Origin of the sequence: Pseudorhodoferax sp. (assembly GCF_047601025.1) — a bacterium.
GTDB lineage: Bacteria > Pseudomonadota > Gammaproteobacteria > Burkholderiales > Burkholderiaceae_C > Pseudorhodoferax.
In genome coordinates, this window is record NZ_JASGJZ010000001.1 from 3,970,585 (window position 1) to 3,992,544 (window position 21,960).

Consider the following 21,960-nt stretch of genomic DNA (forward strand, 5'->3'; position numbering starts at 1 on the left):
CCCATGGCTGCCGAACTGGCCACCACCGCGCTGCTGATGGGCCTGGCCGGCGGGCCGCACTGCGCCGTGATGTGCGGCGCGGCCTGCGCCGGCGTGGGCCGCTCGGGCCGCGGCGCCGTGGCGCTGTTCCAGGCCGGGCGGCTGTGCGGCTATGCCGCGCTGGGCGCGCTGGCGGCCTGGTCGCTGCAGGGGCTGGGCTGGCTGGGCGGCGCCAGCGCGGCGCTGCGGCCGGCCTGGACCTTCATGCACCTGGCGGCCGCCGCGCTGGGCCTGGTGCTGCTGCTGCAGGCGCGCCAGCCGGCCTGGCTGGAACGGTTCGGCCGCCGCCTGTGGCAGCGCGCCCGCGCCCGGCTGCCGGCGCGCGGCGGCCTGTTCGCCATCGGCATGGCCTGGGCGCTGATGCCCTGCGGGCTGCTGCAGGCGGCCCTGATGACGGCCGCGCTGACCGGCCATCCAGCGCAGGGCGCCACGGCCATGGCCGCGTTCGCGCTCGGCTCGGCCGTGTCGCTGTGGGCCGCGCCCTGGCTGCTGCTGCGGCTGCCGGCGCTGGCCGGCGGGGCAGGGGCCGGCGGCGGCGCGGCCCAGGGCCTGTCGGCCTGGGGCACGCGCCTGGCCGGCCTGGCGCTGCTGGCCAGCTCGGGCTGGGCCCTGTGGATGGGCCTGGTGCACGACCAGGCGCCCTGGTGCCTGCCGCGGTAGCGGCCCGCCGCCCGTCGCCGGACCAGCGCGGCCGGCGACGGGCCGGTCGCTAGAAGATCCCCAGCGCCAGCCCGGCGGCCAGCGCCGCGCCCAGTTCCTCGGCCTGCGCCAGGTCCGGCGCGGCGATGTGCTTGGGCGCCAGGATCTGCTCCGGCGTCTGCGCATGGGTGCAGACGATCAGCGGCTCGGCCGCGGCCTTGAGGCGCCAGCCGGTCGCGATGCGCGCGATCTGCCGCGCGGCGTTGCTGCCGTCGCTGCCGGCGCAGACCAGCGTCGCGTAGGGCCGGCCCTGGATGCGGTCCAGCACCGGGTAGTAGCAGCGGTCGAAAAAGTCCTTCATCACGCCGGCGATGGCGGCCAGGTTCTCGGGCGTGGCGAACAGGTAGCCGTCCGCGGCCAGCACGTCGTCCGGGCCGGCCTCGGGCGCGCGCAGCAGGCGGACGTCGACCCCCTCTTCCTGCCGGGCGCCGCGCGCGGCCGCCTCGGCCAGTTGCGTGGTGCCGCCGGTCATACTGTGGTGGACGATCAGCAGCGTCTTCATCCCCGTTCTCCATGGCGCTGGCGCGCCACCCGCGGGGCCTGGAACCGGACCGCAGGCAGCGGTTCGGCAGGCCGCGGAGCGGCAGGCCATGCCAGCGGACGCCGCGGGCCGGCGTTGCCGGACCCGCCGGCGCGCCGTGCAGGCCGCAGCTGCTCCTGCGGGGCAGCCGCGCCGGGCCGTCCGAGCCTGCGCAGGCAGGCTCGGAGCCGTGGCGATCCGCCCCCCGGAAGGGACGGGCGCAACGCGCAGCGCGCAGACTGGGAGTGTTTCATCCCGGGCATGTTAGGGGCCATCGCCGCCGTCCGTCCAGGCGACGCCGGCCGCCCGGCCCAGGTCGTCCAGCCAGCCGGCGAACAGGGCGCCGGGGTCGGGCGCGTCCAGGCGCAGCAGCGCGGCCGGGTGCAGCGTGACCAGCACCGGCAGGCCGTCGGCGCGCCGCAGCCACTGGCCGCGCACCGCGGTGACGGCGACCGGCCGCCCCAGCAGCGCGCGCGCCGCCGTGGCGCCGAGTGCGATGGCCGCGCGCGGCCGCACCAGCGCGATCTCCTGCTCCAGCCACTGGCTGCAGGCGGTGGCCTCCAGCTGCCCCGGCGTCTTGTGCAGCCGGCGCTTGCCGCGCAGCTCGTGCTTGAAGTGGCGCACGGCGTTGGTCAGGTACAGCGCGTCGCGTGGCCAGCCGAGCGCGTCGAGCGCGCGCTGCAGCACCTGGCCGGCCGGGCCGACGAAGGGGCGGCCCTGCAGGTCTTCCTGGTCGCCGGGCTGTTCGCCGACCAGCATCAGCGCGGCGCCGGGCCGGCCTTCGCCATGCACCGCCTGGGTCGCGTGCCGGCCGATCGGGCAGGCGCGGCAGGCTTCGGTGGCCAGGCGCAGGGCTTCCAGCGTGCCGGCGGCGGCCGGCGCGGGGCGGCGGTCCAGTTGCAGCGCGATCGAGGCGGCCGGCCGGCGGCGCTGCGGGTCGGCGCCGCCGGCCTCCAGCATGCGGCCGCTGCGTTCGGCGGCTGCGTGCAGCAGCGGCGCGATCAGCGCGCTTTCCGGCAGGTTGGGCCAGTAGCGGCGCGGCATCTCCTTGCGCATCATGGCCGGCTTGGGCCGCGCCGGGTTGAAGATGTGGGCGTAGTAGGTCAGCCACAGCCGTTCGCCGGCGTCGGGGCCGGGCGCGTCCGCGCGGTTCGCGCCGGGGCCGCAGCGCAGGGCTTGGCCGTCCCAGGCCACGCTGCGCTCGGGCGTCAGGATGGCCCAGCGCATCTGCGCGAAGCGCCGCACGAAGAACGGCGCCGTGGCGCGCAGCGTGTGGTGCGCGGGCTCGAACCAGGCGGCGTGCGACCCGTCCGGCAGCGGGCGGAAGCGCACGAAGGCCTTGGTCTTGTGCATGTCGCGGCGCACCGCGCGGGCCATGCCCTCGGCCTGCAGGCGGTCGGCGTCCAGCGGGTCGCCGCGCAGGCCGGGCTCGGCCAGCAGGCGCCAGACCAGGCGGTACAGCAGCGCGAAGCGGCCGGCGTCGCGGTGCAGCGCGGCGTGCTGCAGCAGGTCCACCACGGCGGCCGGCAGGCGCAGCGGCGGGGCCGGGAGCGCCTGCGGCACGGTCTGGGGCGCCTGCGGCGAGGCGGGCGTCGCGGCGTCGAACAGGCCGCCGGCCTGCTGCGCGCACTGCCAGTGCACGGCCTCCGGCGGCACCCGGCGCGCCACCAGGTCGCGCACCGCGGCGCGGAAGCCGGCCAGGTCGTCGTCGGCTGCGAGCTGGACGGCCTCCACCTCAGCCGGCATCGAACAACGAGGCCTGCCGCGGCACCGGCCGCCGCTGCGCGCCCAGGTGCGCCGCCAGGTGGGCGCTGTCCAGCCCGCGCCCGCCGCGCGCGCCCGGCACGCTGACGAAGGGCAGCAGCTTGCGCAGCGGCACGCCCAGGCGGCCGAGGTCGTCCACGCGCAGCTGGCGCTGGCGGCGCGCCAGCAGCAGCCGGTCCACGGACTTCACGCCCAGCCCCGGCACGCGCAGCAGCAGCTCGCGCGGCGCGCGGTTCAGGTCCACCGGAAAGCGCTCGCGGTGCGCCAGCGCCCAGGCCAGCTTGGGGTCCATGTCCAGCGCCAGCATGCCGTCCGCGCCGGCGACGATCTCCCCGGGCGCGAAGCCGTAGAAGCGCAGCAGCCAGTCGGCCTGGTACAGCCGGTGCTCGCGCACCAGCGGCGGCGCGGCCGGCGGCAGCGCGCGCGGCGCGTCGGGGATCGGGCTGAACGCCGAGTAGTACACGCGCCGCAGCCGGTAGGCGCCGTACAGCTGCGCGCTGGCGGCCAGGATGCTGCGGTCGCTCGCGCCGTCGGCGCCGACGATCATCTGCGTGCTCTGGCCCGCCGGCGCGAAGGCCGGCGCTTCGGCGCGCCGGGCCGGCGCGGCGGGCAGGGCGGTCGGCCGCCGGGCCGCGCGCTCGCCGCGGGCGTCGTCGATCAGCACGCGCAGCCGGGCCATGCCGCGGCGGATGGCCTGGCCGTCCTTCTCGGGCGCCAGCGCCGCCAGGCTCTCGCCGCTCGGCAGCTCCACGTTGATGCTGAGCCGGTCCGCATAGCGGCCGGCGCGCGCCAGCAGGTCGGCGCTCGCCTCGGGGATGGTCTTCAGGTGGATGTAGCCGCGGAAGTCGTGGTCCTCGCGCAGGCTGCGCGCCACCTCGACGACCAGCTCCATCGTGTGGTCCGGGCTCCTGACGATGCCCGAGCTGAGGAACAGGCCCTCGATGCAGTTGCGGCGGTAGAAGTCCAGCGTCAGCTGCACCACCTCCGCGGTCGTGAAGCGGGCGCGCGGCACGTTGCTGCTGACGCGGTTCACGCAGTACAGGCAGTCGTACAGACACCAGTTGGTCAGCAGGATCTTCAGCAGCGAGATGCAGCGGCCGTCCGGCGCGTAGCTGTGGCAGATGCCCATGCCCTCGGTGGAGCCGATGCCGCGCCCGCCCACCGAATCGCGCCGCACCGAGCCGCTGGACGCGCAGGAGGCGTCGTACTTGGCGGCATCGGCGAGGATGGCGAGCTTGCGGTCCAGGTCCATGGGCGGGCATGATACTGGATGCAAAAACAGTTGTCAGGTGAAGGGATGGGCAGGCGCAGGCGACAACGGCACCCGGCTTGGCGTCGCCTGGCATGCTCGGTATGCAGCGGGGAGGCCCCCAGGAGTGGCGCGCATGTCGAGCGTCACTTAGCGTCGGCGGATGCCGTGGTCAGGGGCGATTGGGGAGCGGGTCACAAGCGCTGCAATAGCCTAAGGCTTCTGGGACCGTTGTCGGCCAGTTGCTGTCGTTGCTCCCGCGGTGCCGAAAGTCGGGTCAAGCCTGGTCGCGGTCGCTAAGGCATTTGCGGGCCACATAGGCCGAACGCCCGCGCCAGTGCTTTGGCCTGCTATGTCATGCAGGACCTGGCAACTAACACTGCCTCTGTATGTAACTGAATGATGTTCCTGCGTTGGTTGAGCGCGGCCATCGAGAAAACTCTGATCGCAGCGTCCAAGGCATTTCTTTTGCTAAATTTAGCGTCGATAGCACTTGCAAAGAAGCTTGAATCACTGTAAAAAGCGCATGAACTTAAGTATTGTTTCAACATTACCTGCTGAACAGCTGGATAGGGTGTTCGGTACGGAAGGAGTGTGCGCCTGTGCGAGCGAACCAACTGTACCGAGTGATGATCATTGCCTGCTTGAGTTTCATGGCATTCTCGGCCAGCGCGTTCATCGGAAACAACATGTTCGGCAAGAATTGGTGCGTAGTTGGTTGCGGCCGCGGTCCGCTCGGCATCGCCCCGCTGGGCGATGTAATAAAAGGCGCCAATGAGATGGCGTTCGGACCCACGATGGAGGCATTCGAACAGCGGGGAAAGAATATTGTTGACTACGCATCAGCCAAATTGGATCAAGGACAAATTAAGCTCGATAAATCTTTAGAAGAAAACCTAGCAAAGCTCACAGAAGTCAGCCAAGACAGCATTGAACAACTTGATCAAGTATTAAAATCAAATATTGATATTGGACTAGAGGGGCTTTCTCGACAAATCGCCGCACTAGATATCGTTGGAAGCAAAAAAACCGATGATCTGAATGTCATATTACGTGGCTTTGTGTTGTTTGGCGTCGTTGCCCTTCTTATTGTCTGGATAGCGCAAGCAATAGGACGAAATGGATTTAATCCAAGAACTGCATGGGTTGCAGCACGTTGGCGCATAGCAACCAGCGTTGTTGCTATTTTGGTAGTTGTAGTTGTTCCCAGTTTAATTCCACAGCTCAAGTACAAAATTCCAGATATAAAAGAGGAGCTAGAGGAAAACTATGCAAAGCACATGGAGATGCTTTCGTTTCAAAAGGCCGCATATATTTCCGAAAAGCTGGTTGCTGTTGATCCGGAGAATTCGTCGTATCTGCGCCAAAGAGATAGGGCGGATTTGCTGCGCGATGTTTTTTACAATCCAACCACGTACCGAACAGTAGATGGACTGACAAGAACTCAGTTCATGCTGGAGTCACTGCTCACCACGACTCAATATGACCAGTCGCCACCCAAGAAGGTTCTAGTTCAGCCGGATTCAAGTTTGGAGATTACTTTGGCCATGATTGCATGGCAGGTCCGGCAAGATGATGTAACGAGATATCAAGTGGCCAACATTTGCGCCACTATTATTGAGAGAGAGTTGAAGCTTGCAGAAACTGCAAGGAGCCCCTTACTCCCGCTAGCACTTCATTATCTCCGCAGCTATCTTTCCAACCCGGTCCAAGACTTTGAGCTCAAATGGCTTCTTCAGAAAAGTGCACGGGAGTCGGATGATGACTACGCTGCGAACTACAAGCCAAAAGAGCTTCTGCAACTAAGAAAAATTCTGGTCGACGGGAGCTCATCTGTTAGATCGTTCCCGAACTCTTTCGAGGGCAGTCGACTCGCAGCCCAAATAAGGTTCGGAGAAAAAGTCTCACAGACTTATGCAGTTGCAATTCCAGCATATATGCAGATGCTTCAAGCGAATTTTGATCTCCGGAAGGCCGATCCGAATGCGAAGGCTGCAAAACAAGCTCTTAGAGACAAATATGCTAACGAAGTGATTTCTGCGTGGGACGGACTAATTTCATCAAGTTTGTCTCCCGAGTTTTCTGTCGATCTCAATTCCAGGCTAACGCTATTGTCGGCCTTACACGCAACGTACACGCGTGCGAAGCTTTACTTACGCACGGAAAACACGGGAGCGGTAAGGGCCGCCCTCACCGAAGCTGAGTCGAAAGCACTTCCGGATTCAGACAAGTTCCACGACCAATGGACGAAGGGCATGCAAGGGTCTATAAGGCCTTCAGGAATACCTGTAGTCGGATATCGAATTCGAGCTCAGTATGAACTCGATCAAGCGGCACTGGCCAAGTTCGAAGCATCATTTTCTGCTCTGATAGATAAAGCTGATAGCTGGGAGCTGGCACAATCCGCCGCCGAGCAGGCCTCTCGACTTGGATTGTATGTGTGCGCGCAAAAGATTGATGATCCCGAGCGCGATCTATTCAAGACAGTGAATTGCGGAAGCCCTGACGCGAACTCGTATAAAGCGCTCTGGCTTATTTACTCGATGCTGCCGACTGATAAGCGCCCATCCGTTTCTTCCTGGAGAAAATACATGGAGCTTGGAATTCAACGACCAATTCCGGTAATCTGAGGACGTCCTGGATATGAAGAGGATCTTGAGATTTTTTACTGCCGCGATCTTGGGCCTATTTGCCATAACCTTAGCCGGATGCTGGCAATACGAGAAAAATGCTTGTCAAAAGGCGGGGCAACAGTGCTGCAGTATTAAAACTGGTCCAAGCACCACTGTGGCGCAGTGCGTGCCGAATGCCCAAGCGTGCACAGCGCTTGCGTCTACGTTGCCAATGAACCCACCGTACCCACAGCCAGAAATTACTGATGCCAGCGGCGTCTCCGGATGCACGCCAAGGTAATCGAATCAGGCGCAGATTGCAGTAGTCCGCCTATAATCTTGGTCAGTATTGGATAATTTGTCTTCTGCAAAAATTTTTCTGGAAAATTTTGCGAAGAATGAGAAATCTATCTTGATAGACTACATTTTCTCACTGGTTTAAGGCGTTCCCCAGTAACATTTCTGGGCAAACGTAAGTTTCACGCGGTCTTGCCGCAAAGCGGCTGTTCAAATGCCAGGAGCGAAGGGCAGCCTTGGGCGCATAGAAGTCGCCAACCAAACTGCACTACTCATTCGAGATCGAAGCTCATCACCGCCATGCGTGTACAGCATGGCTGATGTTGGACAGCGCCTTTCAGCAGGCCGGAAAGCGCCAGTCCCAGCCAATGCCAGCGCTTTCCAGCAGCGGGCCTCCTGCCCCAGCCGCCACCCCCTCAAAACACATAGCGCCCCTGCATATACACCATGCGCGGCGCACCGACCATGCGGCCGGCGTTGCCGTCCACGTTGCGCGTGTAGTAGCGCTTGTCGAACAGGTTGTTGACGCCCAGCGCCACTTCCGTGCCCCGGGTGGCCGGCACCTTCCAGCTGGCCTGCAGGTTCCACAGGCGGAAGCCCGGGATGCGGCCCACGCCGGCGTTGGCGGCCTCGGCCTCGGTGTTGGCCGTGTCGGAATACTGCTTGCTCTGGTGCGTCGTCGCCAGGTTGACGCGCCAGGCGCCCAGCTGGTAGCGCGCGCCCAGCGTGTCGGTGAGGCGCGAGTAGAACGGCACGTCGCGCCCGGCGTCGGCGCCGGACTTCTGGATCGCCCGCGTGTAGGTCAGGTTGGCGTAGACCGCCAGCCCGGCCAGCGCGCTGCCGTTGTCGAAGGCGTAGTCGACGGCGCTCTCGATGCCCTCGTGGTGGGTCGCGCCGATGTTGCGGAACAGCGTGGGCGTGACGTCCGGCACCTGCAGGATCTGGTTGTCGAACTTCATCTTGAACACGGTCAGCTCGGCGCTGGTCGCGCCCTGCGTCCAACGCGCGCCGGCTTCCATGGTCTTGGCCACCTCGGGCGCCAGCGGGTTGGTCGCGCTCTGCGAGTTCAGCTGCAGGTTCTGCACCGGCCCGTACGAGGTGCTGTAGTTGGCGAACAGCGTCAGCGCCGGGTTCAGCAGGTAGGCCACCTGCAGCGAGGGCAGGCCCTTGTTGTTCTTCACGTCGAAGGAGTCGCCGGTGGCCGGGGTGTCGCGCTCGGACGCGATGTGCTCGAAGCGCAGCCCCGGCGTGATGCGCCAGGCGCCGATCGCGATGCGGTCGTCGACGTAGACGGCGTGCGCGTCGGTGGCGTTGTCGTTGCGCGTGGTGGCGCCGGCCGCGCCGCTCGCCACGGCGACGTTGTAGACGCGGTCGTTGCCGCGCTCGCGCAGGTAGCGGTAGCCGACGGTCACGTCGTGGGCCGTGGCGCCCAGGCGCAGGCGCTGCGTGTAGCGCGGCTCGATGCCCAGCACGCCGTAGTCGCGCGGCTGGTGGGCGATCTGCGTGCGCGCGGCGTTGATCAGCGCGCTGGCGCGCGTGCTGTCGTTGTAGTAGGCGCGGATCTCGAATTCCTGGTCGTCGGACAGCGTATTCACGTAGCCGACGTCGATGCCCTTGCGCTCGCCGGTCCAGTAGTCGCCGGGCCGCGTGTTCTGGAACGGATTGGCCTGGTACTGGGCCACCGTCAGGCCGCCCGGCGTGTCCGAGCGCACGTCGTAGTACGAGACCTTGCCGTACAGCTCGGACGTGGGCGTCAGCTCGTGGCGCCATTTCAGCGCCAGGTCGTTCACGCGCTCGTCGCTGCCCGCGCGCCAGCCGCGGCCGGACATGCCCGAGTACAGCAACGCCAGGCCCAGGCCGTTGTCGAGCTGGCTGCCGATGAAGGCGCTGTACAGCGCGGTGTTGCCGCCTTCGCCGTAGTGGTTCAGCCGCAGCGTGGCGTCGCCCGTGAGGCCGGGCCGGGACGGCACGGCGCGCGTGGTGAAGTTGATGATGCCGCCGACGTTCTGCGGGCCGTAGCGCACCGCGCCGCCGCCGCGCACCACGTCGACCGACTCGATGTTCGCCAGGCTGACCGGCGCGAACGACAGCTGCGGCTGGCCGTAGGGCGCGACCGCCAGCGGCACGCCGTCCAGCAGGATGGTGGAGCGCGGGCTGTAGCGCCCGGTCAGGCCGCGCACGCCGACGTTCAGCGAGATCGCGCTGCCGGCCGTGCCGGAGTTGTCGCTGGCCTGCACCCCGGGGATGCGGCGCAGCACGTCGCCGATGCTGGTGGCGCCGGTCTCGGCGATCTCCTCCCGGTCGACCACCGTGCGCGCGCCGGCGAAGGTCTTGACGCTGTTCTGCAGCCCGGTGCCGAGCCAGCTGCCGGTGACCTGGATGGAGTCGAGCGTGGCGGCCTCCTGGGCGTGCAGGGCCGGCGGCAGGCTGGCCAGCGCCAGCGCGACGGCGGCCGCGCAGCGGCCCGGGGCCGCGGGGCAGGGGGGCGTTGAAGAACGGACGTGCATGAATTCCTCCCGTGTGCGACTGCCAAATAAGAAGCAGTCTCATTTGAAAGGCCGCATCGTAGCGTCCCGCCCGTGCTCGACTGCGCCGCGCCTGTGCTGCGCCGCGCGGCTGGCCGGGCGGTTGTTGGCCGCCTTCAGCCCGCCGGCCGGCGGCGCCGCTCCGGTGCCGCCGCCGGCACCTGGGGCGGCTGCGCCATGACCTGCTCGTACAGGCTCTGCGCCGCCAGCGACAGGCTGCGCTCGCGCCGGCGCACCAGGTAGATGTGCCGCCGCAGCCCGGCCCAGCCGAGCGGCCGCGTGACCAGGCCGGGCTGCGCGAAGTGGAACAGCGTCAGCGCCGGCATCAGGCTCACGCCCAGGCCGGCGCGCACCATGCCCATGGCGGTGGCGAGCTGGTCCACCTCCATCAGCGTCTGCATCTGCAGCGGGTGCAGCGCCGCGTCCAGGTACTGGCGCACGCTGGAGTTGCGCGCCATGTGCACGAACGGGTAGGCCGCCACGTCGCGCGGGCGCACCTCGGCCAGCTGCGCCAGCGGATGGCCCTCGGGGCAGACCAGGTGGAAGCCGTCGCTGCAGAACGGCTCGGCGCGCAGCTCCTGCGTGTCGGCGCGGATGGCGGCCAGCGCGAAGTCGGCCTGGCCGTTGCGCACCCGCTCCACGCAGGGCTCGGACAGCACGTCGGCCACCTCGATCTCCACGCCCGGGTAGGCGGCGCGGTACGCGCGCAGCACGCCGGGCAGCCAGCCGGCGGCCAGCGAGGGCAGCAGCGCGATCGACACCCGGCCGCGCCGGCGTGCGAGCTGGTCCGACACGCCGGCCACGGCGGCGTCGAACTCGGCCAGCACGCGCCGCGCCGCGGCCTCGAACGCCTGCCCCTCGGCCGTCGGCGCCACGTGGCGCGTGCTGCGGTCGAACAGGCGCAGGCCCAGCGTGGCTTCCAGCTGCCCGATCAGCGCGCTGAAGGCCGGCTGCGACAGGTGGCACAGCGCCGCCGCGCGCGTGAAGCTGCGCTGCTCGGCCAGCGCGACGAAGGCCTGCAGCTGGCGCACGGAGACGTTCGGGCGGGCGGCTTGATTCATTCGGGATGCAGATGAGTTGATCCGTATTTTCGAATTCACAGATCAGGTGGCGGACTCTACATTGCGCCGGAAACAACGCAAGGAGACCTGTGAGCGACACCCTTCTGCGCATCGGCTGCGCGGCCGGCTTCTCGGGCGACCGCGTGGATGCGGCCGGCCCGGTGGTGCAGGCGCTGGCCGCCTCCGGCGGCCCGGCCTTCCTGATCTTCGAGACGCTGGCCGAACGCACGCTGGCGCTGGCCCAGCTGGCGCGCCGCGGCGATCCCGCGGCCGGCTACGAGCCCTTGCTGGTCGACCTGCTGCGCCCGGTGCTGGCCGACTGCCTGGCGCACGGCGTGCGCATCGTCAGCAACTTCGGCGCGGCCAATCCCGCCGGCGCGGCGCGGCGCATCCACGCGCTGGCGCGCGAGCTCGGGCTGCCGGCGCCGCGCATCGCGGTGGTGGAGGGCGACGACCTGTCCGGCCCGGCGCACCGCCCGCTGCTGCGGGCCGCGCTCGGCCCGGCGCTGGATGGCCTGGACCTGGTCTCGGCCAATGCCTACCAGGGTGCCGAGGCGATCGCCGACGCGCTGCTGGCCGGCGCGCAGATCGTGGTCTGCGGCCGCGTGGCCGACCCCTCGCTGGCCGTCGGGCCGGCGCTGGCGCACTTCGGCTGGGCGCGCGACGACTGGACCCGCCTGGCCCGCGCCACCATGGCCGGCCACCTGCTCGAATGCGGCACCCAGGTCACCGGCGGCTACTACGCCGACCCCGGCTACAAGGACGTGCCCGGCATGGCCAGCCTGGGCTACCCGATCGCCGAGATCGACGCCGACGGCCACTGCACCATCACCAAGCCGCCCGGCACCGGCGGGCGCATCGACCAGCACACCGTCAAGGAACAGCTGCTGTACGAGGTGCACGACCCGGCCGCCTACCTGACGCCCGACGTGGTGGCCGACATCGGCGAGGCCGAGGTGCAGGAGCTCGGCCGCGACCGCGTGCGCCTGGCCGGCGTGCGCGGCCACCCGCGCCCGGCCACGCTGAAGGTCAACGTCTGCCACGCCACCGGCTGGCTGGCCGAGGGCGAGATCTCCTACGCCGGCGCCCGCGCCGAGGCCCGCGCCCGGCTGGCGGCCGAGGTGCTGCGCGAGCGGCTGGCCGGGCTCGGGCCGCTGCGCGCCGACCTGATCGGCGTGGCCAGCGTGTTCGCCGACGACGCCGGCCGCTGGCTGGCCGGCCTGCCCGACGGCGGCGCCGAGGACGTGCGCCTGCGCGTGGCGCTGAACCAGCGCGACCGGGCCGGCGCCGAGCGGCTGGTGCGCGAAGTCACCGCGCTGTACTGCTGCGGCCCGGCCGGCGGCGGCGGCGTGCGTACCGCGGTGCGCCAGCGGCTGGGCACGGTCTCGTGCACGGTGCCGCGCGAGCAGGCGCCGGCATCGTTCCGCTTCGTCGGGGAGGCCGCATGAGCCACGGCAACGACACCATCATCGTCCCGCTGTACCGCGCCGCCCACGGCCGCACCGGCGACAAGGGCAACCGCTCCAACATCAGCGTGATCGCCTGGCATGCGGTCCTGTGGCCGCTGCTGGTCGAGCAGGTCACCGAAACGGCCGTCGCCGCGCAGTTCGCGCACCGCCGGCCCGCGCGCGTGGTGCGCTACCTGCTGCCGCGGCTGCAGGCGATGAACTTCGTGCTCGACGAGGTGCTGGACGGCGGCGTGAACGACGCGCTGAACCTGGACAGCCACGGCAAGGCGCTGTCGTTCCGGCTGCTGGAGCTGCCGATCCGCGTCCCGCGCGCGCTGGTGGCGTGCCTGGCCGGCCCGCCGCTGGGCGACGCCGAGATTTCCTGACCCCCCCACTACTCCTGGAGACAACACCGATGACGTTCCCCCTGCCTTCCCGCCGCGCGCTGCTGGCCGCCGGCCTGGCGCTGGCCCTGCCGGCGCTCGCGGCCGCCGAGGATTTCCCGAGCAAGCCCATCACCTTCGTCGTGCCGTTCGCGGCCGGCAGCGCCACCGACCAGATCGCCCGGGCGCTGGGCCAGTCCGTCACCGACCAGACCAAGCAGCCCGTGGTGGTGGACAACAAGGGCGGCGCCAGCGGCCAGATCGCCTCCAGCCAGGTGGCGCGCGCGCCGGCCGACGGCTACACCGTGCTGATCACCACCAACACCACGCACGCGGCCAACGAGCACCTGTACAAGAAGCTCAGCTACGACCCGGTCAAGGACTTCGCGCCGATCACCGGCCTGGGCAAGGGCGGCCAGGTGCTGGTGGTGCGGCCGGACGCGCCGTACAAGAACGTGATGGACCTCGTGGCCGCCGCGAAGAAGTCGCCCGGCAAGCTCAGCTTCGGCAGCGGCAGCTCGTCCAGCCGCACCGCCGGCGAGATGTTCAAGCAGCTGTCGGGCACCGACATCCTGCACGTGCCCTACAAGAGCAACCCGAACGCGATCACCGACCTGATGGGCGGGCAGATCGACTTCATGATCACCGACACCTCCACCGGCGTGCCGCAGATCAAGGGCGGAAAGCTCAAGGCGCTGGGCGTGTCCACGGCCGAGCGCAACCCGCTGCTGCCCGACGTGCCGACGATCGCCGAGGCCGGCGTGAAGGGCTACGACATGGGCTACTGGTTCGCCGCCTACGCGCCGGCCGGCACGCCGCCGGCCGTGGTCGCGAAGCTGAACGCGCTGCTGGCCGCCGGCACCAGGAGCGAAGCGGCCAGGCGCTTCTTCGAGGGCAGCGGCTCGGTGCCCTGGACCACCAGCCCCGAGGAGCTCGCGAAGTTCCAGGCCGCCGAGACGGCCAAGTGGGGCCGCGTGATCAAGGCCGCGGGCATCGAGCCGGAGTGAACGCGTAGCGCCGCACGGCGCACCGCCCGATGGCGCCAGCAGCGCCGCCCTGGCGAGCCAGGGCGCGCGGGAAGGCGCACGCCCCTGCGGGCGGCACGAGACACCACCACACGAGGAGACCGACATGCGCAAGACCCCATTCCCCCCCGTCCTGCTGGCGAGCGCGCTGGCGGCGGCCGTGCTGGCCGCGTGCGGCGGCTCGGACGGCGACGAACCCGTCGCCGCTGTCCAGCCCAAGGCCTGCGACGCCGCGGCGCTGGCCGCCGTGGTGCCCAGCGGCGCCAGCGTCACCGGCGCCCAGGCGGTGCCGGCGGGCAGCTACACGCCGGCCGGCGCCAGCAGCGCGATTGCCGGCCTGCCGGCGTTCTGCCGCATCACGGGCCGGGCCATGCCCAGCGACGATTCGCTGGTCAACTTCGAGGTCTGGGTGCCCGAGGGCACGGCCTGGAACGGCAAGATGGTGGTGACCGGCAACGGTGGCTACAGCCCGGCGCTGAGCTTCGGCGACATGGCCTACGCGATGCGGCAGGGCTACGCGGTGGTCGGCGGCGACACCGGCCACCAGTCGAGCGACCCCAACGAGATGTTCTGGGGCGTGGACCATCCCGAGAAGATCCGCGACTGGGGCACGCGCTCCATCCATGCCATCGCCCAGCCGGCGCGCGCGCTGGTCGAGGGCCGCACGGCGCAGGCGCCGCGCCGGGCCTACTACTACGGCTGCTCCACCGGCGGCCACCAGGGCTACGCCGAGATGCAGCGCTACCCGCAGGACTTCGACGGGGTGATCGCCGGCGCGCCGGGCAACAACCGCACGCGTCTGAACGTGGAGTTCCTCTACCGCTTCCAGTCCAACCGTGCCCCGGGCACCGATGGCCCGGTGATCCTGAGCGCGGCCAAGGCCGGCCTGATCACGCAGCGCGCCGTCGCCGCCTGCGACGAGCTGGACGGCGTGCGCGACGGCGTGATGGAAGACCCGCGCGCCTGCACCGCGAACAAGTTCGACGTGGCCAGCCTGCAGTGCGCCGGCGCCGAGGCCGCCGACTGCCTGACCGCCGAGCAGGTCGCGGTGGCGCGCAAGATCTACGCCGGGCCGAAGAACCTGCGCACCGGCGCGCAGATCTACCCCGGCTACCTGCCGGGCAGCGAGGCCGGCTGGGGCGGCTACTGGGGCGGCGCCGAGCCGGTGCGCGCCGACTATTGGCGGCTGTGGGTGTTCCAGAACCCGCAGTGGAACTGGTGGACCTTCGACTACGACCGCGACCTGGCCTATGCCGACGCGAAGGTCTCGCCCCTCGTCGACCAGACCAGCACCGACCTCGCGGCCTTCAAGGCGGCCGGCGGCAAGGCCATCGTGTTCCAGGGCTGGCAGGACGCCGTCGTCAACCCGGTGGACACCATCGCCTACTACGAGCGCTTGCGCGCGGCCCAGGGCGGGCAGGCGGCCGCGGACGCCTTCTTCCGCCTGTTCCTGGTGCCCGGCATGGGCCACTGCAGCGGCGGCGCCGGCGCCACCACTTTCGGCAACAGCGGCGGCCAGGCGCCGAACGCGAGCGCCGCGAACGACCTGCTGATGGCGCTGGACCGCTGGGTGGAGCAGGGCGCCGCACCCGACAGCATCGTGGCCGCGCGCGTGGCGGGCGGCACCGTGGAGCGTACGCGGCCGCTGTGCGCGTACCCGAAGAAGGCCGTCTACAAGGGCAGCGGCAGCACGGACGACGCAGCCAGCTTTTCGTGCCAGTGACGGCACTTCCAGGAGACAGAAGACCATGGACAAGCACACTACCTGGGCTGCCGTGCTGGCAGCCGCCATGCTCGCCGCCTGCGGCGGAAGCGGCGACGATGCGCCCGTGCCCGCGCCTTCGGGCACGCCGCAGCTGCGGCTGACCGTCACCGCCACCGAGGACTTCCCCGGCCGGTACGGCGAGGTCGGCGCCTACGAGAAGCTGACCGGCACCCTGGCCGGCGAGGTCGATCCCAAGGACCCGAAGAACGCCGTCATCCAGGACCTGGCGCTGGCGCCGGTCAATGCGCGCGGCATGGTCGAGTACAGCGCCGACTTCGTGCTGCTCAAGCCCAAGGACATGTCCAAGGCCAGCGGCGTGCTGCGCTACGACGCGCCCAACCGCGGCAACATCCTGACGATGGTCGACCCCGCGGCCACGCCCAGCGACGCCGTCTACCTGGAGCGCGGCTACGTGCTGCTGTACTCGGCCTGGCAGGGCGACGTGCCCAAGAGCACGCCCGCGCGGCTGACCGTCACGGTGCCCGTGGCCCGCAACGCCGACGGCAGCAGCATCACCGGCCCGTACCGCACCGAGCTGGTACCGGGTGCGGCCACGCCCGCCATGGCGCTGCCCGGCGGCGTGTTCAACGGCACCATGATCCCGTACGCGCCCGCCAGCCTGGACAACACGCTGCCCGGCTATTCGCTGACGCGCCGCGTCAACGAGACCGACGCGCGCGAGCTGATCCCGGCCAGCGACTGGAAGTTCGCTGACTGCGGCGCGGCCGCCCCGTTCCCGGGCACGGCCGACGGCGGCAAGGTGTGCCTGAAGGGTGGCTTCGATCCGCGGTACCTGTACGAGCTGGTCTACGTGGCCAAGGACCCCAAGGTCATGGGCGTCGGCCTGGCCGCGCTGCGCGACACGGTCAGCTTCTTCCGCAAGGCGGCGGCCGACAGCGCCGGCAGCGCCAATCCGCTGGCCGGGCGCATCACGCACGCGATCGGGCAGGGCACCTCGCAGTCCGGCAACGCGATGAAGACCTTCCTGCACCTGGGCTTCAACCAGGCGCTGGACGGCGGCAAGGTGTTCGACGGCATCTACGCCCACGTGGCGGCGCGCCAGACCAACATCAACACCCGCTTCGCCGTGCCCGGCGGCGGGGGCGGGCTGCGCACCGACCACACGGCCTTCGGCCAGACCGCGCCGCGCGGCCTGGCGGCCGACTACGTGGACGACGTGAGCGGCCGCCAGGGCGGCGTGATGAAGCGCTGCGCCGCGACCGGCACCTGCCCGAAGTTCTTCCTCGGCCTGTCGGGCACCGAGTTCTGGCAGCTGCAGGGCTCGCCCGTGCTGACGGACGCCTACGGGCTGCGCGACCTCGCGCAGCCCGACAACGCGCGCATCTACTACTACGCCAGCACCCAGCACGGCGGCGCCGGCGGCACGGCCAGCATCGCCTACGCGCCGGCGCGCAACGTGTATCCGGCCGGCACCGTGGTGCACTTCAACGACACCTTCCGCGCGCTGTTCATCGCGCTGGAGGACTGGGTGGTGCGCGGCACCGAGCCGCCGGCCAGCCAGGTGCCCCGGGTCGCGGACGGCACCCTGGTGCGGCCTGCGCAGCTGGTGTTCCCGGCGATGCGGGGCCTGACCTGGCCGGTCGGCGGCGTGCAGACCGCGATCCCGGCCTTCGACTACCTGGCGCGCTACAACGGCTTTGCGCTGCTGGACTTCGGCCCGCAGTACGTCCCGCAGGACGAGTCCGGCATCGCCACGCAGCTGCCGCCGTTCTACACGGGCCGCGACTACGCGATCCTGGTGCCGCAGGTCGATCCCTCGACCGGCCTCGCCCGGGCCGGCATCCACGGCGTGGAGGCGCGCGCGCCGCTGGGCACCAGCATCGAGTTCAACTACGTGGCCACGCCCGGCATCGTGGACCTGTCGAACCTGACCGGCAGCTTCATCCCGTTCCACGCGACCGAAGCCGCCCGCATCGCCGCCGGCGACACGCGGCCCTCGCTGGAGTCGCTGTACGGCACGCAGGCCGGCTACGTGGCGGCGGTCACCGCGGCCGCGGACCGGCTGGTGGCCGAGCGCTTCCTGCTGCAGCGCGACGCGCAGCTGCGCATCCAGCAGGCGGCGCAGGCGAACGTCCTGCCGTGAAGGCGCCCGGCGGCCGGTGCGGCTAGAAGGTGTAGCGCGCCGACAGCTGCCAGTTCCTCGGCTCGCCGAAGCCGCCGAAGGACTGGTAGTAGTACTTGTCGAACAGGTTGCTGACGGACAGGCGCAGGTCCAGCTGCGGCGTGGCCTGCCAGCCGGCCATCAGGCCGACGATGGTGACGCCGCCGTGGTGCTGCGCCACGCCGCTGGAGACGCGGTCGATCGCGCTCTGCGACTGCACGCTGGCGCCCACGCGCCAGCCCTGCAGCGCGCCGTCCAGGCGGTAGGTGCTGGCCAGGCGCAGCAGCCGGCGCGGCACGTTGGCGTTGTAGGGCGAGCCCACCGGCGTGGCCGCGCTGGCGCTGCGCGTGTACTCGGCGCCGGTGTAGCTGTATCCGGCCTGCAGGTTCCAGGCGGGCGTGAGGGCGCCGACCACTTCCAGCTCGAAGCCGCGCGCGCGGATCTCGCCGGCCGCCTCGGAGCAGGACAGCTGGCCGTTGCACTCGGCGGCGTCCAGGCTGCGCGCGATGTTCTTCTTGCGGATCTCGAACACCGCGGCGCTGGCGTTCAGCCGGCCGCCCAGGTACTCGCCCTTGATGCCGGCCTCCAGGTTGGTGCCGGTCTCCGGCGGCAGCAGCGTGCCGTTGCGGTCCAGCGCGCTCTGCGGGTTGAACACGCGCGTGACGCTGGCGTAGACGGAGTGCTGCGCGTTCAGGTCGTACACCAGGCCGGCGTAGGGCGTGGCCTGGTGGTCCACGCCGTAGGTCTGCACGCCGTTGGTCATCATGTTCCGGTTGGTGTAGTCGTACCAGTCCAGCCGGCCGCCGACGATGGCGGTCAGGCCGTCGGCCAGGCTCAGCCGCGTGGCGGCGTAGACGTTGGAGCGCTTGATCGTGATGTCCTGGCCCCAGTAGTAGCCGAACAGGCTGTCGGCCGGGCGCGGCGTGTCGTTCGGGTTCCAGGTGATGGGGTTGAAGACCGCGCTGAAGGCCGGGGCGCTGTAGCCGTCGTTCTGCTCGGTGCGGCGCGCCCAGCCGGCGCCGGCCACCAGCTCGTGCCGGCGGCCGAACAGCTGGAACGGGCCGGACACGCTGGCGTCTACCACGTCGTTCAGGTGTTCGTAGAAGAACTTGTTGGCCGCCATGCGGAAGTTGTCCGTGGTGCCGATGCGGGTGTACTGGTTGACGAACGAGTCCAGCTCGGCGTCGAAGTGCAGGTAGGAGAGCCTGGCCTTCCAGCCGTTGCGCAGGCGGTGCTCCAGCTCGGCGAAGGCCTGCACGCCCTTCTTGTCCCAGTAGGCCCAGTCGGGCACCGTGGTGAACGAGCGCGGGATGTCCAGCGCGCTGCCGTTGACGGCATACGGAATGCCGTACCAGCTCGATCCCGGGTTGGCTTCGTCGTTGTACGAGCCGCCCAGCGTGAGCCTGGTGCCGGGGCCGAGGTCGGCCTCCAGGATGCCGTAGGCCAGCTTGCGCCGGTGCTCGTAGTTCTGCGCGAAGGTGTCGGTGTCCTGCCAGGCCAGCACGGTGCGGCCGCGCAGCGTGCCGGCCGCGTTCAGCGGGCCGCCGGCGTCCAGCTCCAGGCGCTTGTTGTTCCAGCGGCCGAGCGTGCCTTCCAGCGCCACGTGGCGCTCGGCCGTGGGCCGCTTGCGCACCAGATTCAGCACGCCCGACGGGTCGCCCGTGCCGGTCAGCAGGCCGGTGGCGCCGCGCAGGACCTCCACGCGGTCGTACATGGCCAGCGTGTTCTGGCCCATGGTGTCGTTGCCGTAGACGTTCAGCATCAGCGGCGTGCCGTCGATCACGTAGTTGCCGATCGAGAAGCCACGCGAGCGGAAGCCGGCGCGCTCGGTCGAGCTCTTGCTGAGGTAGATGCCGGTGGTCGCGCCGGCGATGTCCTCGACCGACTGCAGGTTGAAGTCGTCCATGCGCTGGCGCGTGACCACGCTGACGGACTGCGGCGTCTCGCGCGGCGTCAGCGACAGCCGGCTGCCGACGCTGGTGGCGCCCTCGGTGGCGTAGGCGCCGGTGCCCTCGGTGCTGTCGTCGCCGGTGGCCGAGACGCGGACCTCGGGCAGCGCGGAAGCCGGCGCCTGGGCCTGGGCCGTGGTGGACAGGGCGGCCAGCGCGGCGCAGAGCGCGCGCGCCAGAACGGAACGGTGCATGGAATTCTCTCCCTCGATGGCATGGTCGGTATGCCGGCGGACGGGCCGGCGACGGCGCGCCTTGCTGCGCGGCCGTGCGTTTTCATCGAGGGGGAGGATGGGCGGGGGCGCCGTGGCGGCCCGCCTGGAGGATCGCCGCGCTCTTGCCGGCGCGATCGGGGCGGGATTCTAGCGAGGGCCCCGCGGGCCCGCGGCCCGCGCACGCAGCGCCAGGTCGGGGTAGTTCGCGAAGGCCCCGTCCATGCCCCAGTTGAAGTACTTGCGCAGTTCGGGCACCGCGGCGGCGGCCCGGGGTTCGGCGAAGGTATAGCCGTGCACCGCCAGGCCGGCCTGGTGGGCCAGGGCGATGAAGCTGCGCGACATGCCCTCGCCGTGGACGTTCACGCCCACGGCGTCGGCGAAGCCGGCGATGTGGTCGAGCCCCGTGGCCAGCAGCTGGTTGGCCGAGCCGCCCAGCAGCACCAGCCGGTAGCCGGGCCCCATCGCCTGCTGCCGGCGGCGCAGGTCCTGGAGGGTCCCGGCGTGGAAGGACTGGAGGAACACCGGATCGGCGGCGCGGTAGCCGTGTTCGGCCAGTGTCTCCAGCACGCGCCGCACGATGCGCGGGCCGCCGTCCTTGAGCTCGGGGTACAGGCCGACCGGGCGCCCGCGGCCGGCTTCGAGCCGCCGCGCGAGCAGGATGATCTCCTCGAAGGTCGGCACGCGCAGCGGATGCGGCGACGTGGGCGCGAAGCCCGGCACCTGCAGCCGCGCCATGCCCTGCGGGCGCACCGCCAGCGAGCGGATCTCCTGCAGCGAGAAATCGGCCACGCGCCAGCCGCCGTGGCGCGGCGCGAAGCGCTCGGCGGCGTCGGTGGTGCGTTCCAGCGTGGCGTCGTGCAGGGCGACGAGGTGGCCGTCGCGCGTCAGGCGCAGGTCGGGCTCGATGTAGTCGGCGCCCATGTGCACGGCCAGTTCGTAGGCCGCCAGCGTGTGCTCGGGCAGGTAGCCCGAGGCGCCGCGGTGCGCGATCACGATCGGGGCCGGCGGCGCTGTCGTTGTCGCTATCGCCGCCGCCGGCGCGGCCGCGGCGGGCCAGGCGGCGCCGGCCGCGAGCACCGCCGTGGCGGCGGCGCGGATCGCGCGGGGGAGCAGGGGAGAGGGCATCGGTCGGCCCGGCCGCAGCATGGTGGCGGCGCGGGCCGGGCGGGTCAGCGGCGGGCGCGCTGCTGGCGGCGGCGCGTGGCCACGGCGACCATCGCCAGCCCCAGCACGATCAGCGCGAGCTGGTGGGGTTCCGGGACTTCGGCGCCCGGGTCGGCCTGCCTGTCGGCCGGGCCGGGAGCGGGGAGCACCGCGGCCGGCGGCAGGTAGCCGGCGACGTCCGCGACGCTGAAGTAGCGGTTGCCGCTCAGCGTGATCGTGGCGTCCCAGCCGCCGACGACCACGTTGCCGCCGATGCTGCCGCTGCTGCCGGTCACCACCGCTTCCGGCGCCAGGATGCTGGCGTCCAGCCCGATGTTGCGCAGGTCCAGCGTCTCGGCCTCGTAGAAGTTCAGCAGCACGTTGTAGGGCGACAGGTCGCGGAGCATGCCGTCGTGCAGGTTCACGCTGGTGCCGCTGACGTTGATGATGATGGTGCTGCCGGATTGCAGCTGCGACAGGTTCGACCAGCCGGGGCTGGACAGCTGGGCCGCGCTCAGGTTGAACACCTCGACCGCGCTGTTGCTGCCGGTCAGGTACAGGCCGCCCCATTGGATGGCGCCGGAGCCCGTGGCCGACAGGCCGGCCAGCGCGGTCGACAGGTCCTGCATCTGGCGGGACAGGCTGTTGAAGTCCAGCGGCACGTCGCCGCTGGTCCACTGGCCGTTGAAGCCGATGCCCTGCGTGCTGCGATTGCCGCCGACGTAGGTGTCGCCGTTGAGCGTGCCGTTGGTGTAGCTGAGGTTGCCGCCGACGACGATGCCGGCGGCGCTGCGGTTGCCGTTCAGGTCCAGGCCGCTGGCCGTCAGGTTGCCGGCCACGGCCACGCCGCCGCCGACCGAGTTGTGGCGCGAGGCGAAGTCGCTGAAGCTGACCAGGTTGTAGTCGGCCGCGCCGCCGAGGCTGACGGCGGCGGCGTTGGCGAAGCCGCTGGCGCACAGTGCAGCAGCGGCGAACAGCAGGGACTTGGGCGTGATGGGCATGGCTGGCTTTCTGGGTGCCGCTCGACAAGTAATGGAATTGAGCGGATGAAGCGAATTCTCCGTTCGCTTTTGTGTGCGAATCAGGGGCGACGCAAGCCCGCGGGCCAAGACGCCGACTAGTTCACGCGGGGCCGTCGAGCGCC

At 70.1% G+C, this 21,960-nt stretch carries 15 protein-coding genes; 7 read left to right on the forward strand and 8 right to left on the reverse strand.

Features of this window, described 5'->3' with window-relative positions; translation table 11 throughout:
• The first annotated feature begins 3 nt into the window (after positions 1-3).
• Complete coding sequence (locus QM782_RS18610) at positions 4-699, forward strand: sulfite exporter TauE/SafE family protein (protein ID WP_415204375.1); 696 nt, start codon at positions 4-6, stop codon at positions 697-699.
• Positions 700-748: 49 nt separating this feature from the next.
• Here the strand turns inward: QM782_RS18610 and QM782_RS18615 are convergent, their stop codons facing one another.
• From QM782_RS18615 to QM782_RS18625, 3 genes are all read right to left on the reverse strand, one after another.
• Positions 749-1,240 carry a flavodoxin family protein gene (locus QM782_RS18615; RefSeq protein WP_415204376.1) on the reverse strand — a complete coding sequence of 164 codons (492 nt, stop codon included), beginning with the start codon at positions 1,238-1,240 and terminating at the stop codon, positions 749-751.
• A gap of 282 nt (positions 1,241-1,522) precedes the next feature.
• Entirely contained in the window at positions 1,523-3,004 is a 1,482-nt protein-coding gene (locus QM782_RS18620) for a UdgX family uracil-DNA binding protein (protein ID WP_415204377.1), read from the reverse strand.
• On the reverse strand, positions 2,994-4,274 hold the full coding sequence (locus QM782_RS18625; protein ID WP_415204378.1) for a putative DNA modification/repair radical SAM protein: 1,281 nt from the start codon (positions 4,272-4,274) through the stop codon (positions 2,994-2,996). The genes QM782_RS18620 and QM782_RS18625 overlap by 11 nt, the downstream gene beginning before the upstream one ends.
• A 623-nt stretch (positions 4,275-4,897) precedes the next feature.
• Between QM782_RS18625 and QM782_RS18630 the strand changes: the two genes are divergently transcribed.
• Positions 4,898-6,901 carry a hypothetical protein gene (locus tag QM782_RS18630; RefSeq protein ID WP_415204379.1) on the forward strand — a complete coding sequence of 668 codons (2,004 nt, stop codon included), beginning with the start codon at positions 4,898-4,900 and terminating at the stop codon, positions 6,899-6,901.
• 695 nt (positions 6,902-7,596) lie between these two features.
• Here QM782_RS18630 and QM782_RS18635 read toward each other — a convergent pair.
• Entirely contained in the window at positions 7,597-9,687 is a 2,091-nt protein-coding gene (locus QM782_RS18635; RefSeq protein ID WP_415204380.1) for a TonB-dependent receptor family protein, read from the reverse strand.
• A 134-nt stretch (positions 9,688-9,821) separates the two neighbouring features.
• A complete protein-coding gene (locus QM782_RS18640) occupies positions 9,822-10,766 on the reverse strand; it encodes a LysR family transcriptional regulator (RefSeq protein WP_415204381.1) in 945 nt (314 codons plus the stop codon).
• 89 nt (positions 10,767-10,855) lie between these two features.
• Between QM782_RS18640 and QM782_RS18645 the strand changes: the two genes are divergently transcribed.
• The 5 genes from QM782_RS18645 (at position 10,856) to QM782_RS18665 (ending at position 17,491) form a co-directional block, all read left to right on the forward strand.
• Complete coding sequence (locus QM782_RS18645) at positions 10,856-12,214, forward strand: acyclic terpene utilization AtuA family protein (RefSeq protein WP_415204382.1); 1,359 nt, start codon at positions 10,856-10,858, stop codon at positions 12,212-12,214.
• Positions 12,211-12,600, forward strand: coding sequence for a hypothetical protein (locus QM782_RS18650; RefSeq protein WP_415204383.1), 390 nt, complete (start codon positions 12,211-12,213; stop codon positions 12,598-12,600). Before QM782_RS18645 ends, QM782_RS18650 begins: the two co-directional genes overlap by 4 nt.
• A gap of 29 nt (positions 12,601-12,629) precedes the next feature.
• Positions 12,630-13,604, forward strand: a complete 975-nt coding sequence (locus QM782_RS18655) for a Bug family tripartite tricarboxylate transporter substrate binding protein (protein ID WP_415204384.1) — start codon at positions 12,630-12,632, stop codon at positions 13,602-13,604.
• A gap of 124 nt (positions 13,605-13,728) precedes the next feature.
• Positions 13,729-15,345, forward strand: a complete 1,617-nt coding sequence (locus QM782_RS18660; RefSeq protein ID WP_415204385.1) for a tannase/feruloyl esterase family alpha/beta hydrolase — start codon at positions 13,729-13,731, stop codon at positions 15,343-15,345.
• A gap of 25 nt (positions 15,346-15,370) precedes the next feature.
• Positions 15,371-17,491, forward strand: a complete 2,121-nt coding sequence (locus QM782_RS18665) for an alpha/beta hydrolase domain-containing protein (RefSeq protein WP_415204386.1) — start codon at positions 15,371-15,373, stop codon at positions 17,489-17,491.
• Positions 17,492-17,513: 22 nt separating this feature from the next.
• On the opposite strand, the gene QM782_RS18670 is transcribed toward QM782_RS18665, so the two are convergent.
• The 3 genes from QM782_RS18670 to QM782_RS18680 all read right to left on the reverse strand — a co-directional run bounded on the left by QM782_RS18670 (position 17,514) and on the right by QM782_RS18680 (position 21,817).
• Positions 17,514-19,652, reverse strand: a complete 2,139-nt coding sequence (locus tag QM782_RS18670; protein WP_415204387.1) for a TonB-dependent siderophore receptor — start codon at positions 19,650-19,652, stop codon at positions 17,514-17,516.
• A gap of 168 nt (positions 19,653-19,820) precedes the next feature.
• A complete protein-coding gene (locus tag QM782_RS18675) occupies positions 19,821-20,798 on the reverse strand; it encodes a glycerophosphodiester phosphodiesterase family protein (RefSeq protein WP_415204388.1) in 978 nt (325 codons plus the stop codon).
• 44 nt (positions 20,799-20,842) lie between these two features.
• On the reverse strand, positions 20,843-21,817 hold the full coding sequence (locus QM782_RS18680) for a choice-of-anchor A family protein (protein WP_415204389.1): 975 nt from the start codon (positions 21,815-21,817) through the stop codon (positions 20,843-20,845).
• Positions 21,818-21,960 lie beyond the last annotated feature (143 nt).